14 protein-coding genes, 1 tRNA gene and 1 riboswitch are annotated in these 12,069 nt (G+C 70.8%); of the genes, 6 read left to right on the forward strand and 9 right to left on the reverse strand.

From position 1 onward, the window contains the following. Positions 1-129: 129 nt before the first annotated feature. From ABZ707_RS32375 to ABZ707_RS32395, 5 genes are all read right to left on the reverse strand, one after another. On the reverse strand, positions 130-1,074 hold the full coding sequence (locus tag ABZ707_RS32375; protein ID WP_360182151.1) for an aldo/keto reductase: 945 nt from the start codon (positions 1,072-1,074) through the stop codon (positions 130-132). 172 nt (positions 1,075-1,246) lie between these two features. Next, positions 1,247-2,296, reverse strand: coding sequence for a M23 family metallopeptidase (locus ABZ707_RS32380; protein ID WP_360182154.1), 1,050 nt, complete (start codon positions 2,294-2,296; stop codon positions 1,247-1,249). An 11-nt stretch (positions 2,297-2,307) separates the two neighbouring features. Then, a riboswitch (cyclic di-AMP (ydaO/yuaA leader) is annotated at positions 2,308-2,462 on the reverse strand. Between the two features lie 303 nt (positions 2,463-2,765). Further along, positions 2,766-3,884, reverse strand: coding sequence for a PP2C family protein-serine/threonine phosphatase (locus tag ABZ707_RS32385; RefSeq protein ID WP_360182187.1), 1,119 nt, complete (start codon positions 3,882-3,884; stop codon positions 2,766-2,768). Positions 3,885-4,380: 496 nt separating this feature from the next. Then, positions 4,381-4,454, reverse strand: a tRNA-Met gene (locus tag ABZ707_RS32390). Between the two features lie 85 nt (positions 4,455-4,539). Further along, entirely contained in the window at positions 4,540-4,737 is a 198-nt protein-coding gene (locus tag ABZ707_RS32395; protein ID WP_360182157.1) for a hypothetical protein, read from the reverse strand. A gap of 249 nt (positions 4,738-4,986) precedes the next feature. On the opposite strand from ABZ707_RS32395, the gene ABZ707_RS32400 reads away from it, so the two are divergent. From ABZ707_RS32400 to eno, 3 genes are all read left to right on the forward strand, one after another. Beyond that, positions 4,987-5,625, forward strand: coding sequence for an HAD family hydrolase (locus tag ABZ707_RS32400; protein ID WP_360182190.1), 639 nt, complete (start codon positions 4,987-4,989; stop codon positions 5,623-5,625). A gap of 232 nt (positions 5,626-5,857) precedes the next feature. After that, the gene (locus ABZ707_RS32405) at positions 5,858-6,352 is read left to right on the forward strand and encodes an inorganic diphosphatase (protein WP_360182160.1); all 495 of its coding nucleotides are present in this window, start codon (positions 5,858-5,860) and stop codon (positions 6,350-6,352) included. Positions 6,353-6,434: 82 nt separating this feature from the next. Beyond that, positions 6,435-7,709: a phosphopyruvate hydratase gene (eno, locus tag ABZ707_RS32410; RefSeq protein WP_360182193.1), complete on the forward strand. Its 1,275-nt coding sequence runs from the start codon at positions 6,435-6,437 to the stop codon at positions 7,707-7,709. Between the two features lie 21 nt (positions 7,710-7,730). Here the strand turns inward: eno and crcB (ABZ707_RS32415) are convergent, their stop codons facing one another. The 4 genes from crcB (ABZ707_RS32415) to ABZ707_RS32430 form a co-directional block, all read right to left on the reverse strand. After that, entirely contained in the window at positions 7,731-8,105 is a 375-nt protein-coding gene (gene crcB / locus ABZ707_RS32415) for a fluoride efflux transporter CrcB (protein WP_360182163.1), read from the reverse strand. After that, the gene (locus tag ABZ707_RS32420; protein WP_360182166.1) at positions 8,102-8,497 is read right to left on the reverse strand and encodes a DUF190 domain-containing protein; all 396 of its coding nucleotides are present in this window, start codon (positions 8,495-8,497) and stop codon (positions 8,102-8,104) included. Before ABZ707_RS32420 ends, crcB (ABZ707_RS32415) begins: the two co-directional genes overlap by 4 nt. Then, on the reverse strand, positions 8,494-8,979 hold the full coding sequence (crcB, locus tag ABZ707_RS32425) for a fluoride efflux transporter CrcB (RefSeq protein WP_360182169.1): 486 nt from the start codon (positions 8,977-8,979) through the stop codon (positions 8,494-8,496). The genes ABZ707_RS32420 and crcB (ABZ707_RS32425) overlap by 4 nt, the downstream gene beginning before the upstream one ends. A gap of 233 nt (positions 8,980-9,212) precedes the next feature. Beyond that, the gene (locus ABZ707_RS32430; RefSeq protein WP_360182172.1) at positions 9,213-9,737 is read right to left on the reverse strand and encodes an NUDIX hydrolase; all 525 of its coding nucleotides are present in this window, start codon (positions 9,735-9,737) and stop codon (positions 9,213-9,215) included. A gap of 700 nt (positions 9,738-10,437) precedes the next feature. Between ABZ707_RS32430 and ABZ707_RS32435 the strand changes: the two genes are divergently transcribed. The 3 genes from ABZ707_RS32435 to ABZ707_RS32445 all read left to right on the forward strand — a co-directional run. Then, entirely contained in the window at positions 10,438-10,791 is a 354-nt protein-coding gene (locus tag ABZ707_RS32435; RefSeq protein ID WP_360182175.1) for a MerR family transcriptional regulator, read from the forward strand. Between the two features lie 337 nt (positions 10,792-11,128). Beyond that, positions 11,129-11,332: a cold-shock protein gene (locus tag ABZ707_RS32440; protein WP_319684733.1), complete on the forward strand. Its 204-nt coding sequence runs from the start codon at positions 11,129-11,131 to the stop codon at positions 11,330-11,332. Positions 11,333-11,680: 348 nt separating this feature from the next. Continuing rightward, a partial coding sequence (locus tag ABZ707_RS32445; protein WP_360182178.1) for a DEAD/DEAH box helicase occupies positions 11,681-12,069 on the forward strand: 389 nt, incomplete at its 3' end.

The following is a 12,069-nucleotide window of genomic DNA, read 5'->3' on the forward strand; positions in this document are numbered from 1 at the left end:
CGCACATCCCCGCACCAGTGTGGCACCCGGGACGAGTTGGCGGCGATCACTTCACCGGCGGGACCGCTCGGCCCGGGCGCGGCCCCGCGGTACGGAGGGCCCCGGGCCTGAGCCCTCGGATGTCAGGCGTCAGGCCGACGCGGCGGTGAGATCGCCCAGTTCCTCCGCCGTCAGCTCCAGCTCGGTCGCCGCCAGCAGCGCGGGAAGCTGCTCGGGGGTCCGCGCGGACGCGAGGGGCGCGACGACGGTCGGCTGCGCGGCCAGCCACGCCAGGGCGACGGTCGCGGGCTCGGCGCCGCGCGCCCCGGCGATCCGGTCCAGCGCGTCGAGCACCTTCGCACCGCGCTCGGTCCCCAGGTACGTGCCCGCGCCCGCGGCCCGGGCGCTCCTGACCTCCGTACCCGGGCGGTACTTGCCGGTGAGGAAGCCGGAGGCCAGGGCGGAGTACGGCACGGCGGACAGCCCGTACCGGGCCGCCGTGTCCTGGAGCGCGCCCTCGTACGTGTCGCGCGACACCAGGTTGTAGCGCGGCTGGAGCGCCGCGTAGCGGGCCAGCCCCTCGCGCTCCGAGAAGGCGAGCGAGGCCGCGAGCCGGTCGGGGCCGATGTTGGACGCCGCGATGGCACGCACCTTCCCGTCCTTCACGAGCCCGTCGAGGGCGGTGATGATCTCCTCGACCGGGACGCTCAGGTCGTCGAAGTGCGTGTAGTACAGGTCGATGTAGTCCGTGCCCAGCCGCCGCAGCGACTCCTCGGCGCCGGCCCTGATGGTCTCCGCCGAGAGGCCCTGGTACCGGGGATGGCGGCCGACCTTGGTCGCCACCAGCACCTCGGAGCGATTGCCGCGCGAGGCGACCCAGTTGCCCAGGACGGTCTCCGACTCACCGCCCTCGTGCCCCGGCACCCAGGAGGAATACGTGTCGGCGGTGTCGACGAAGTTGCCGCCGGCGGCGGCGTAGGCGTCGAGCACGGCGAAGGACTGCTTCTCGTCGGAGGTCCAGCCGAAGACATTGCCCCCGAGGGCGAACGGAAAGATCCGGAGGTCGGAGGTGCCCAGCTTACGCAGCTCAGTCATGGGTGAATTCAACAGCCGCGGTGGGGCGCCCTGTTCCGTTTTCGCGCCATGTCCCCGTCTTTTCCACGGTTCCAGTGCCTCCCGTCCCCACCGCCCGGGGGCACCGGCCCGGGAACGGCCGACGGCTCCGGCGCCTGGAGGGGGCGCCGGAGCCGTCGGGACCGCGGGTGGGTCAGGGGGTGAGGCCCTTGCCGCGCAGCCAGCTCATCGGGTCGACGCCCGCGCCGTCCGGCGTGTGCACTTCGAGGTGCAGATGCGGACCGGTCACATTGCCGGTCGCGCCGACGCGTCCGATGACCTCGCCCGTGGAGACCTTCTGTCCGGCGCTGACGGTCATCGAGGACTGGTGGCAGTACCAGATCTCCGTACCGTCATCCAGCTCCAGGACCGTGCGGTAGCCGTACGAGCCGGACCAGCCGGCCGACTTGACGGTGCCGCTGTGCACGGCCTTGACCGGCGTACCCGTCGGGGCCGCGAAGTCCAGACCGGTGTGGTAGCCGGAGGACCACATGGAGCCGGCCTGGCCGTAGGTCGAGGTGAGGGTGTACGAGGAGGTCGGGAGGGCGTAGCTGGCGGCCAGCTTGGCGAGCCGCTCCGCCTCCGCCTTGGCCCTGGCCTCCGCCTCGGCCTTCCGCTTCGCCGCCGCCGCCTTCTTCTCGGCGTCGGTCTGCTGCTTCCTCGCCTCGGCCGCGGCCTTCTCGGCCGCCGCCGTCTCCGCGGCCGCCTGCTGCGCCGCGTCGGCCTCGCTCTGCTGCTGCTCGGCCTGCTGGAGGATGCGGGCCCGGAGGGCCTCGCCCGCGTCGGTGGCGCCCTGCTCCGCGTCGGCGGTGGTGAGGCCGGCCGTGGTGAGCGGGGCCGCGGCCAGGACATTGTCCGGCTCGGCGTCGTGCGACACGAGGGAGCCCACGCCCGGCAGCGACGTGGCGTCCGGGAGATTGTCCGTGATGGTGTCGGGCAGGGATATGGAGACAGCGGGCTTGTCCTGCGCGGTGGCTATGCCGCCCGCGCCGACGGCGGCTATGACGCCGACGCCGAGGACCGTGGAGCTACGGGCGATCCCATTGCGGGCTATCCCGGTGCGCTGCTTGGCGACGCGGTGCCTGCCGCGTACGGGGCGGATGGACTCCTCGGTGGGGTTCCATTCCCCCCAGGCCCGGTCCGGCTCGATCGCGGAGGTGCGAGTTTCGAAGAGGGCTTCGGGGGCAGGCTGATTGGACGCCACAGGGGCGCACTCCTTTCCTTCCTTCTCGCCTACCGGGTTAGCTGACGGGTTCGGAGCAGGAAGGTCTCCTACGGGTGCTCTCTGCCGCACAGGGCAGCAAAGAACGTCCGATTCACCCCAATGTGTGGTTCCCCGGTTCCCTGGCGGGATTCGGCGCGTGCGCACGGCGCCGTCTCTTACGACGGCTGGGACGACCGCGCTGCGTTATCGAACGTTAATAGAGACCAGGGCTTTATTCCAAGCTGTTCCCGGTAATCGTTAACGACTTCGCATCGGACTTACCAGGATATAAATGGTCACAGTCGGGCGAATTCTCCGGAGCCGAAAGCCGGGGCCATTTCTGATGGTGTGTCAGATGTTATGCGCAGCGGTACCTGTCGATTACCGGCAGTGAATCGACCCGGCGGATCGGCATAATGAATCAGCCGCGCGGGCCCGGCCGCCGGCGCCGGTCCTGCCGTACTCGCCGTCAGGGAGTGACGGGCATCACACGGCGCCACTCCGGCTGCCGCCAGTTGGCGGGCCGGCCGACCGCCAGCAGCGCCATGTCGTCCTGACTCCCGCCGCCCGTATGCAGCCGTACGTCCTCGATCAGGGCCTGCAGCAGGTCGTCGGGCCCCTGGAAGACCCGGCCGCTGAGCCGCTCGCTCGGGACGTAGAAGGCACCCTGGTCGTCGCGCGCCTCGGAGAGCCCGTCCGTGTAGAAGAGCAGCGTCGCCCCGTCGGGATAGGCGGCCTCCTCGGCGCGGTCGGGCCAGGCGCCCAGTTCGCTCATCCCGAGGGGCAGCGCGGGATCGGTCGGTTCGAGGATCCGCACCTGGCCGTCGGCGCCCAGCAGCAGCGGCTCGGGGTGGCCCCGGTTGACCAGCCGCACCACATTGCCGCTGTGCGGGATCTCGGCGAGCACGGCCGTGGTGAACCCCTCGAAGGCGTCGAGCCCGTCCCGCCGCGAACCCTCGCGTGTGATGGCGCGCTCCAGCCGCTGCGCCACCCCCTCCAGCGTGCTCTCCTGCTCGGCGGCCTCGCGGAAGGATCCGATGACCACCGCCACCGCTTCGACCGCCTCAAGCCCCTTCCCGCGCACGTCCCCGACCACCAGCCGCACTCCGTACGGCGTGTCCTGCACGGCGAACAGGTCGCCGCCGATGAACGCGCCCTCCTGGGCCGCCTCGTACCGCGCGGCGATACGGAGCCCGCCGATCCGCTCGGCGGGTCTCGGCAGCACCGCCCGCTGCGCGGTCTCGGCGATGATCCGGGCGGAGGCGAGGCGCTCCCCGCTGCGCCGGACGACGCCGTTGATGTACAGCGCGAGGATGGACACGATCAGCACGGTCAGCAGCTCGGTGAGCGACGCCGGATCCGCCATCGACTGGTTGTAGATGTTCAGTCCCACCTCGGCGACCAGCGCGGCGACGCCGACCAGCAGGGTGCCGAGCATCGGGTAGAACGGCGCGGCCACCAGCGGGGCGGCCGCGAAGAGCGGGGAGGCGGTGATCCGCGCGGGGGTCACAAGATCGAGCACCACACCGGCGACGATCACCAGGCCGGGCAGGACACGGACCAGCCCACGCCCGGAACGGCGGCCCATGCCATGGCCCGCGCTGCGGCTGGTGACACGGCCGGTGCTGCCGGCGCCCGCCCAGAAACCCGTCCTGTCCTCGGCCCAGAACCCGGCTTCGTCCCCGCCCCGGCGGGCTCCGCCGCCGTTGCCCTCTCGGAGCTTCCCTAGCTTCACCACCAGTGGTCTCCTGCCGGTCCGCTACGGCTGCGGACGGTACCGCGCTCCACCCAGGCTGATCGCTGCCGCTCCCGGCGGCGACTCGCTCTCGGCCGACTGGACTACGGGGCCGGTCCCGGGCCGGACCCGGTCGGGTCGGACGGCAAGGGCGGGCCCGGTCGGGCAGTCGGTTCCATCGGCCAGGTGGTGCTCGGCGTACCCCTTCATGGTGTTCCGTACGAGCACAGCCGTCTCTTCACCGTACTTGCCACAACCGGCGAAAAGTGGATCGTCCGGCCAACGCCGTATCGGCCGCACACGACGAAGGCCCGGATCCTGAGGATCCGGGCCTGCGTTCTCTTCGGAGTAGCGGGGACAGGATTTGAACCTGCGACCTCTGGGTTATGAGCCCAGCGAGCTACCGAGCTGCTCCACCCCGCGTCGGTGAACCTGACTCTACGCCATCCAGAGCAAGATCATCACCACTCGGTGTCGCGATCGGGGCAGGACTCGGCGGAGCGACGCGTCAGGCGGCCTCGACGACATCGGCCCGTACCGCCGCCGCCCACTCCACCAGAAGCCGCTGGTAGCGCTCCTGCTCGGCGGGCGGCAGCACACCGCCGGCCCGCCCCCACAGGGCACGGATCTCCGTGTTGACAACAGCGGCGGACCTGACGGAACCGCGATCACCGGACGCAGCACAAGCGGACGAGGAAGCGAACATGAGAGCAAGGCTACGGCCCGCCACTGACAATTGGCGGAGAGTATCCCCCCGGGCCCCGTCCGGTGGATCGTCGCGGGCCTGCGGCGTCCGGCACGGCCCGTGCCACGAGGAACCGCGCCACCGGGACGCCCGTACCCGGCCGGCGCCCGGACGTCCCTCCGCCGCGCGACACGCGTGCGACGCGCCGCGTCCGCCGCCGCGCGCTGATCCACCAGGGATTACAGGACACCCCTTAGGCTCGGACCGGTGATTGAAACCTTCGTGTTCGATGTCGGCGAGACCCTCGTGCGCGACGACCGCTACTGGGCTTCCTGGGCCGACTGGCTGGGCATTCCCCGGCACACCATCTCCGCCCTCGTCGGCGCGGTCACCGTCCAGAACAGGGACAGTGCCGACGCCCTGCGTCTCATCAAACCCGGCATGGATGTCGGCGAGGCATACCGCGCCAGAGAAGCCGCCGGCCGCGGCGAACACCTCGACGAATCCGATCTCTATCCCGACGTGCGGCCCGCCCTCGCGGGTCTCCAGGCGCTCGGCGTCCGGGTCGTCCTGGCGGGCAACCAGACCGTCAAGGCCGGAGAGCTGCTGCGCGGTCTCGATCTCCCCGCCGATCTCATCGTCACCTCGGGCGAGTGGGGCGTCGCCAAACCGTCGCGGGACTTCTTCGCCCGGGTCGCCGAGGCGGCCAAGGCCCCGCCCGAGAAGACGGCGTACGTCGGTGACCATCCCGCGTACGACCTGTTCCCCGCCGTGGAGGCCGGGCTGCGCACCGTCCATCTGCGGCGCGGCCCCTGGGGCTATCTGTGGGCGGACGACCCGGATGTGATCGCGGCGGCGGACTGGCGGATCGACAGCCTGACGCAGCTCACCTCGATCGCCGCGGGCTGAACGGCCCCGCCGTCGCACGGACCCGCCCCGGGCGGGCAGGACTGGCGGCCCGCGTGAGGTGGCGCACACTTGAAATGCGCGCGCTCCCTACCGGTGAGGGGGCTCACCGGTACCGCGGGCTCTCTACGCGACTCTCCCTGGTCATCTCGTGACCAGGGGGCGCCATGCCCGCGCCCGCTCCACGCCGGCGTCACCGCCGGTGGCGTGCCCGTCGGAAGGAGTGGAGTCCGCGATGGAATTCGATGTGATCGTGGAGATCCCCCAGGGATCCCGCAACAAGTACGAGATGGACCACAAGGCGGGGCGGATCCGGCTGGACCGGACGCTGTTCACGGCCACCCGCTATCCGGCCGACTACGGCTACATCGAAGGCACCCTGGGCCGGGACGGCGATCCGCTGGACGCGCTCGTGCTGGTCGGCGAGCGGACCTTCCCCGGCTGTGTGATCCGCTGCCGGGCCATCGGCATGTTCATGATGAGCGATGAGAAGGGGCCGGACGAGAAGGTCCTGTGCGTACCGGCCCACGACCCGCGCCGGGCCGGCACACGGGACATCAGCGACGTCTCCGAGTTCGACCTGCTGGAGATCAGCCACTTCTTCGAGGTCTACAAGGACCTGGAGCCCGGCAAGTCCGTGGAGGGCTCGCACTGGGAGGGCCGCGAACAGGCGTACCGGGAGATCGACGCCTCCAGGGCCCGTGCCGTCGAACAGGCGGGCGCCGGATGAGCCGCGGGCCCCGGTCGCCGGTGCGGCACGCGCCGGACGGACGGCTTTCCGGGATCCCCGGGGCCGATCCGGGAGGCCGTTCCTGATGGTGCGGATCGCGCGCCTGCACGCCACCGAGATCCTCGACTCCCGCGCCCGCCCGACCCTCGCCGTGACCCTGACGACCGACAGCGGTCTGCGCGTCCGGGCCGATGTCCCCTCCGGCGAGTCCACCGGCTCCCGGGAGGCGGCGGAACTGCGCGACGGCGACCCGCGGCGCTTCGCCGGACAGGGGGTGCGACAGGCGGTCTCGCATGTGAACGTCCAGATCGCCCACGCCCTCGTCGGCCAGCGGTTCGCGTCGGTCGCGGAGGTGGACGCGGCGCTGATCGAGCTCGACGGCACTCCGGACAAGTCACGCCTGGGCGCCAACGCCGTCATCGGGGTCTCGCTGGCCGCCGCCCGCGCGCAGGCCGCGCTCTACGGGCGTGAGTTGTGGCAGGACATCGCCGCGCTCTGCGGCGCGGCGCCCCTGCTGCCGGTGCCGCACTTCACCGTCATCGACGGCGGCGTGCACGCCGCCAACAGCCTGGACTTCCAGGAATTCATGATCGCCCCGCTGGGCGCGCCCAGTCTTCCGGAGGCCGTGCGGGCGGGCGCCGAGATCTACGGGCGCCTCGGGGCCCGCCTCGCCGCCGGCGGACTCGGGCGCGGCCTGGGCGACGAGGGCGGCTTCGCTCCGGCCCTCGACCGCCCCGAGGATGTCCTGCGCGAGCTGGTGGCCGCCATCACGGACGCCGGCTACACCCCCGGCCGTGACGGCGTCGCCCTCGCGCTCGATCCGGCCGCCAGTGAGTTCCGCGGCCCCGACGGCCGCTACCGGGTCGCCGGTGAGCTGCTGACCTCCGACGAACTCATCGACCGCTACGAGGAGATCGTCCAGCGCTTTCCCGTGTGGTCCATCGAGGACGGCCTGGGCGAGGACGACTGGGACGGCTGGGCACGACTGACCGCACGCCTGGGAGAGCGGATCCAGATCGTGGGCGACGACCTGTTCGTCACCAGTCCGGCGATCATCGCCGAGGCGGTACGGAAGAAGGTCGCGAACTGCGCGCTCATCAAGGTCAACCAGATCGGCACGGTCACCGAGACCCTGGAGGCCGTCCGGGTCGGCCGGGCAGCCGGCTACACCCAGATGGTCTCCCACCGCTCCGGCGAGACGGAGGACTCCTTCATCGCCGATCTCGCCGTCGGCTCGGGCTGCGGGCAGTTCAAGTCCGGTGCCCCGGCCCGCGGCGAACGCGTCGCCAAGTACAACAGGCTGCTGGAGATCGCCGAGATGGATCCCGGGCTTCCGTTCGGTCTCACCCCGGGATGACCGGGCGGGCGGCCCTCGCGGTCAGGCCCATACCGCCTGGGCGACGGCGACGCCTGCGAAGACCGCGCCGAGCCCGGCGACCACGCTGCCGACGACATTGGCGGCGGCGTAGAACGTGGCTCCGTCCTCGGCCAGCCGCAGCGTCTCGTAACTGAACGTCGAATACGTCGTCAGGGCGCCGCACAGTCCCGTCCCGACGAACAACTGCGCCTGCGAGGACGCGGCTCCCGCCGTGGCCGCGCCGGTCAGCAGGCCGAGGATCAGACAGCCCGCGACATTGACGGTGAAGGTGCCCCAGGGGAAGACGGTGTCGTGCCGGCGCTGCACGGCGCGGTCGGTCAGATAGCGCAGCGGGGCACCGATGGCGGCGCCGACGACAACCAGCAGCCAGTTCACCGGCTCTCCTCCGGGCTCTCGCCGCGACTCTCCGCGCGGCTCTCCCCGGGGCTCTCCGCGCGTCCGGCATGCCGGACGACCCGGCAGTCGTCCAGGATCACCAGCCCCTCGCCGACTACCTCGTCGAGCTGCGGGAGAAAAGCCTCGATCTTCTCCTCGGTGTCCACGATCACCACGGCCACCGGCAGCTCCTCGCTCAGCGACAGCAGCCGCTGGGTGTGGATCAGCGACGACACGCCGAACCCCTCGATCCCCCGGAACACGCTGGCTCCCGCCAGTCCCGCCCTGTGCGCCCGGTGCACGATCTCCGTGTAGAGGGGCCTGTGGTGCCACAGGTCGGTCTCGCCGAGGAAGACCGTCACCCGTACGGCTCTGCCCGTCAGCCTGGTCATGATTGCCTCCACGCCACCACGCGGCGGGTCGCCCACACCGCACTCCACACCGCCGCGAGCGCCGCGAGCAGCGTCAGTCCCAGGTAGGCGACGCCCGCACGGGCGTCGCCGGAGTCCACAAGCCGCCGGATGTCCACCGCGTAGGTGGAGAAGGTGGTGAACCCGCCCAGCACGCCCGTCCCGAAGAACGGCCGCACCAGCCGGTGCGCCGCCCACAGATCACTGATCACCACCATGAAGACGCCGATCACGGCGCATCCCACGGCGTTCACCACCAGCGTCGTCCACGGGAAGGCACCCGGGGCGGTGGGCCACAGGAGGGACGCTCCATAACGCGCCGAGGCGCCGATCGCGCCGCCGAGCGCCACGACGGCCACCACGGACCACGGCATCCGGGCGCGCTCCGGGCGCCGCGCGGGGAGGGGAGGGCCGACATCGGGATCGATGGGCTCGTTCACCGCTCGGTACCGCCGGTTCTCCATGTCCGCGCATCTCCTACTCGCAGGGCGCCCGCCAACGGGCGCGCTCCATCGCAAGTAGGGACCGTTGGCGGCCTCGGCCGCGGTTCGGGTACGGCGGGCCCCACCGCCGTACGGCCGCCCGACAGGGCCGCCGTACGGTCCAGGCTAACGTCAGGGCGGGGCGCTCAGCGAGGCGGAGCCACCCCGCGCGACGCGGACGGGACCCGGACGTACGGTGCCGCGGGACGGGCGGCTCAGCGCACGGTGCGTACGCCGATCCGGCGCGCGCCCCCGGTCTCCGCCGCGGCGCCCGCCTCGGATCCCGCTGGGGATCCGGGGGATTCCGCTGGGGATTCCGCGAACTCTCGCTTGTGCAGATCACGCAGGCCGTACAGATGCGCCGTCTCCGGCGGCCGGAGCGCGAGCCGGGGCAGCTCGTCCATCGCCACGAACACCGGCTCCCTTCCCTCCTCGCAGCGCCGGGGTTCGCCGGTGAGCAGTTCCGACGGGATGAGAATGATCTCGACGAGATAGCGACCGGTCACCTGATCGTGTACGTCCAGGACAAACGCGCAGTGCATCGCGTCAGCCGTCAGCCCCGTCTCCTCACGCAGCTCGCGCCGCGCGCAGGCGATCAGCCCCTCCTCGGCCCACACATGGCCCCCGGGCAGCTTCCACACCTCGGAGCCGTTCTCCACGCTGCGGACGAGCAGCAGGGAGTCACCCCGGAAAACCGCCACTGAGCAGCGGGTCTCCGTCGCCTGCGAAGGGCTGGACATCTGCACGGGGCACCTCTGCGGTCCGGCGTACCCAGGAGGGCGCGCGACCCACCTGATCACCGGCCGATGCCGACGGCCATGCCGGACAGGCCCCTCTCGCCGGTGCCACATCCATCGTCACGCCGCCCTCCCGCTGCGGCAAGCCGCCGACCCGGCTCCGGGCCTGGTGTCGTACGAGGTTCGCAGCGCCTGTCACGCGCGGTGGATAACTTCTCACCCTGATCCAGGAAAATCTGTCGTGGCTGTAGTAGACATCTGAAGCCACAGTGGTTAGGTTTTCTTCTGTAGCCAACGAAGTCGTCAGAGCGCGGCAGGGATGAACTGCCGCGCGCGGTATCACGGCACGGCAGTGGAGCCGTGGGGCCAGGAAGCACAGAAGGTCTCACGACTGATTGCCGGGCCGGGCGGCCCCAGGGGCCGCCGCGCACCACCGAGTGAAGAGCAGTACCCGCCCACACAGATGAGAGAGAGGAGTAGACGCCATCAGGATCGCCCGGGCGAGGACCAGTCCGCCCGGGTACCGCAGGCCCCGGAATGGAAGGTGGTCCCCGGTCACGCATTCGCGATCCCCGCACTCCCGTCCTCCCAGGCGGACACGCGGAAAAAGAGAGCCGGCACAAAGCGCCGGCAGATGGTGTTGAAACCCCTCGGGGCCCTGGTGCCGTAAGGCGCCAGGGCCCCTCGACGCGTCCCAGAAGAGGTGCAAGTGAACTCAGAGACCAAACCGCACGCCACCGACCGATTCGACGATGACGACTACCCCGCGTACACGATGGGCCGTGCCGCCGAGATGATCGGCACCACGCCCGCCTTCCTCCGCGCCATCGGGGAGGCCCGGCTGATCACGCCGCTGCGCTCCGAGGGCGGCCACCGCCGCTACTCGCGGTACCAGCTCCGGATCGCCGCCCGCGCCCGCGAACTCGTCGACCAGGGCACTCCCGTCGAGGCCGCCTGCCGCATCGTCATCCTGGAGGACCAGCTCGAAGAAGCCCTGCGGCTCAACGAGGAACTGCGCCGCTCTCCGGCCGACTCCGGCGAGGCCGCCGATTCCTGAGACGGCGCGGCTCCGGCCTGCCCGCCGTGCCGCGCATCCCGCCCGGCGGCAGTGAATATCTATTCTCGCAAGTACAGAAATTAGTGCAATGCGCGATGAGAGTTTATTGAGCGGCAAGTGGAGCGAAATGCCGGGCGCCCCCGGCCGCTCATACCGTGCTATCGTCGATGTCAGTTGCAGTTGTGGTTCCCAAAGACTTCAAGTGCTCTTTCCGGCTCCCCATGTCGGAAGGTGCGCTTTTGTATTTCCGGTGCTGGTCTCCGGACGGGGCGATCATCGCGGCGACGCGGGGCTCGCACAGTGCGGCTCCGGGCACTGCCCTGAAGGAGATTTTGATATGGCTACTGGCACCGTGAAGTGGTTCAACGCGGAAAAGGGTTTCGGCTTCATCGAGCAGGACGGCGGCGGCGCTGACGTCTTCGCCCACTACTCGAACATCGCCGCCTCCGGCTTCCGTGAGCTTCAGGAAGGTCAGAAGGTGAACTTCGACGTCACGCAGGGCCAGAAGGGCCCGCAGGCCGAGAACATCGTTCCCGCCTGACGCTGACGCGTACGGCGTAGCCGGGACCCGCACCTCGGGGTGCGGGCCCCGGCTCGTCGCTTTTTTGTGCTCCGTGAGCCATGACGGTTTCACGAGCGTCGGCGGGGACAGCGTGCGCTGTCGAACCGCCCGAGGCACGGCGGGCAGGAATTCCGCCGCCGGCCCACCCTGATCCGGCATCCGGGACCATTGTTTTACCGGCGGATGCCGACCCCTTTTGAAGCAATGGGACCGCCTTATTTCACCCTGCTTCATTTCGTCTTTTCTTCGGCTCGTTCTTGCGACTCCTCATGCGGCCCATTGCCGCCGAGAGTTCCTCGATACGCGCCGCATCGAGGAAGGTTCCGCATGAACCGCACAGCTCGCACAAACGACCGCGACCGCTACTCCCGTACCAGGACCGGCGGTTCCGCCGGCGCCGGCAGGAGCCGCTTCGGCTCGCAGGGAAACCGCTCCGGAGCCCCCGCCCGTTCCGGCGCGCCGAGCCGCTCGGGTGGTTACGGACGGCGTCCCGCCGCCCCCCAGGGCGAGTTCGCTCTTCCGGTCACCCTCACTCCGGCGCTGCCCGCCGTCGCGTCCTTCGCCGAACTGGAGATGCCCGACACGCTGAAGGCGTCCCTGGCCGCCGAGGGCATGGCCGTGCCCTTCCCGATCCAGGCGGCGACGCTGCCGAACTCGCTGGCCGGGCGGGACGTGCTGGGCCGGGGCCGTACCGGCTCGGGCAAGACCCTCGCGTT

The organism is Streptomyces sp. NPDC006923 (assembly GCF_040635655.1).
In the GTDB taxonomy this organism is placed as follows: domain Bacteria; phylum Actinomycetota; class Actinomycetes; order Streptomycetales; family Streptomycetaceae; genus Streptomyces.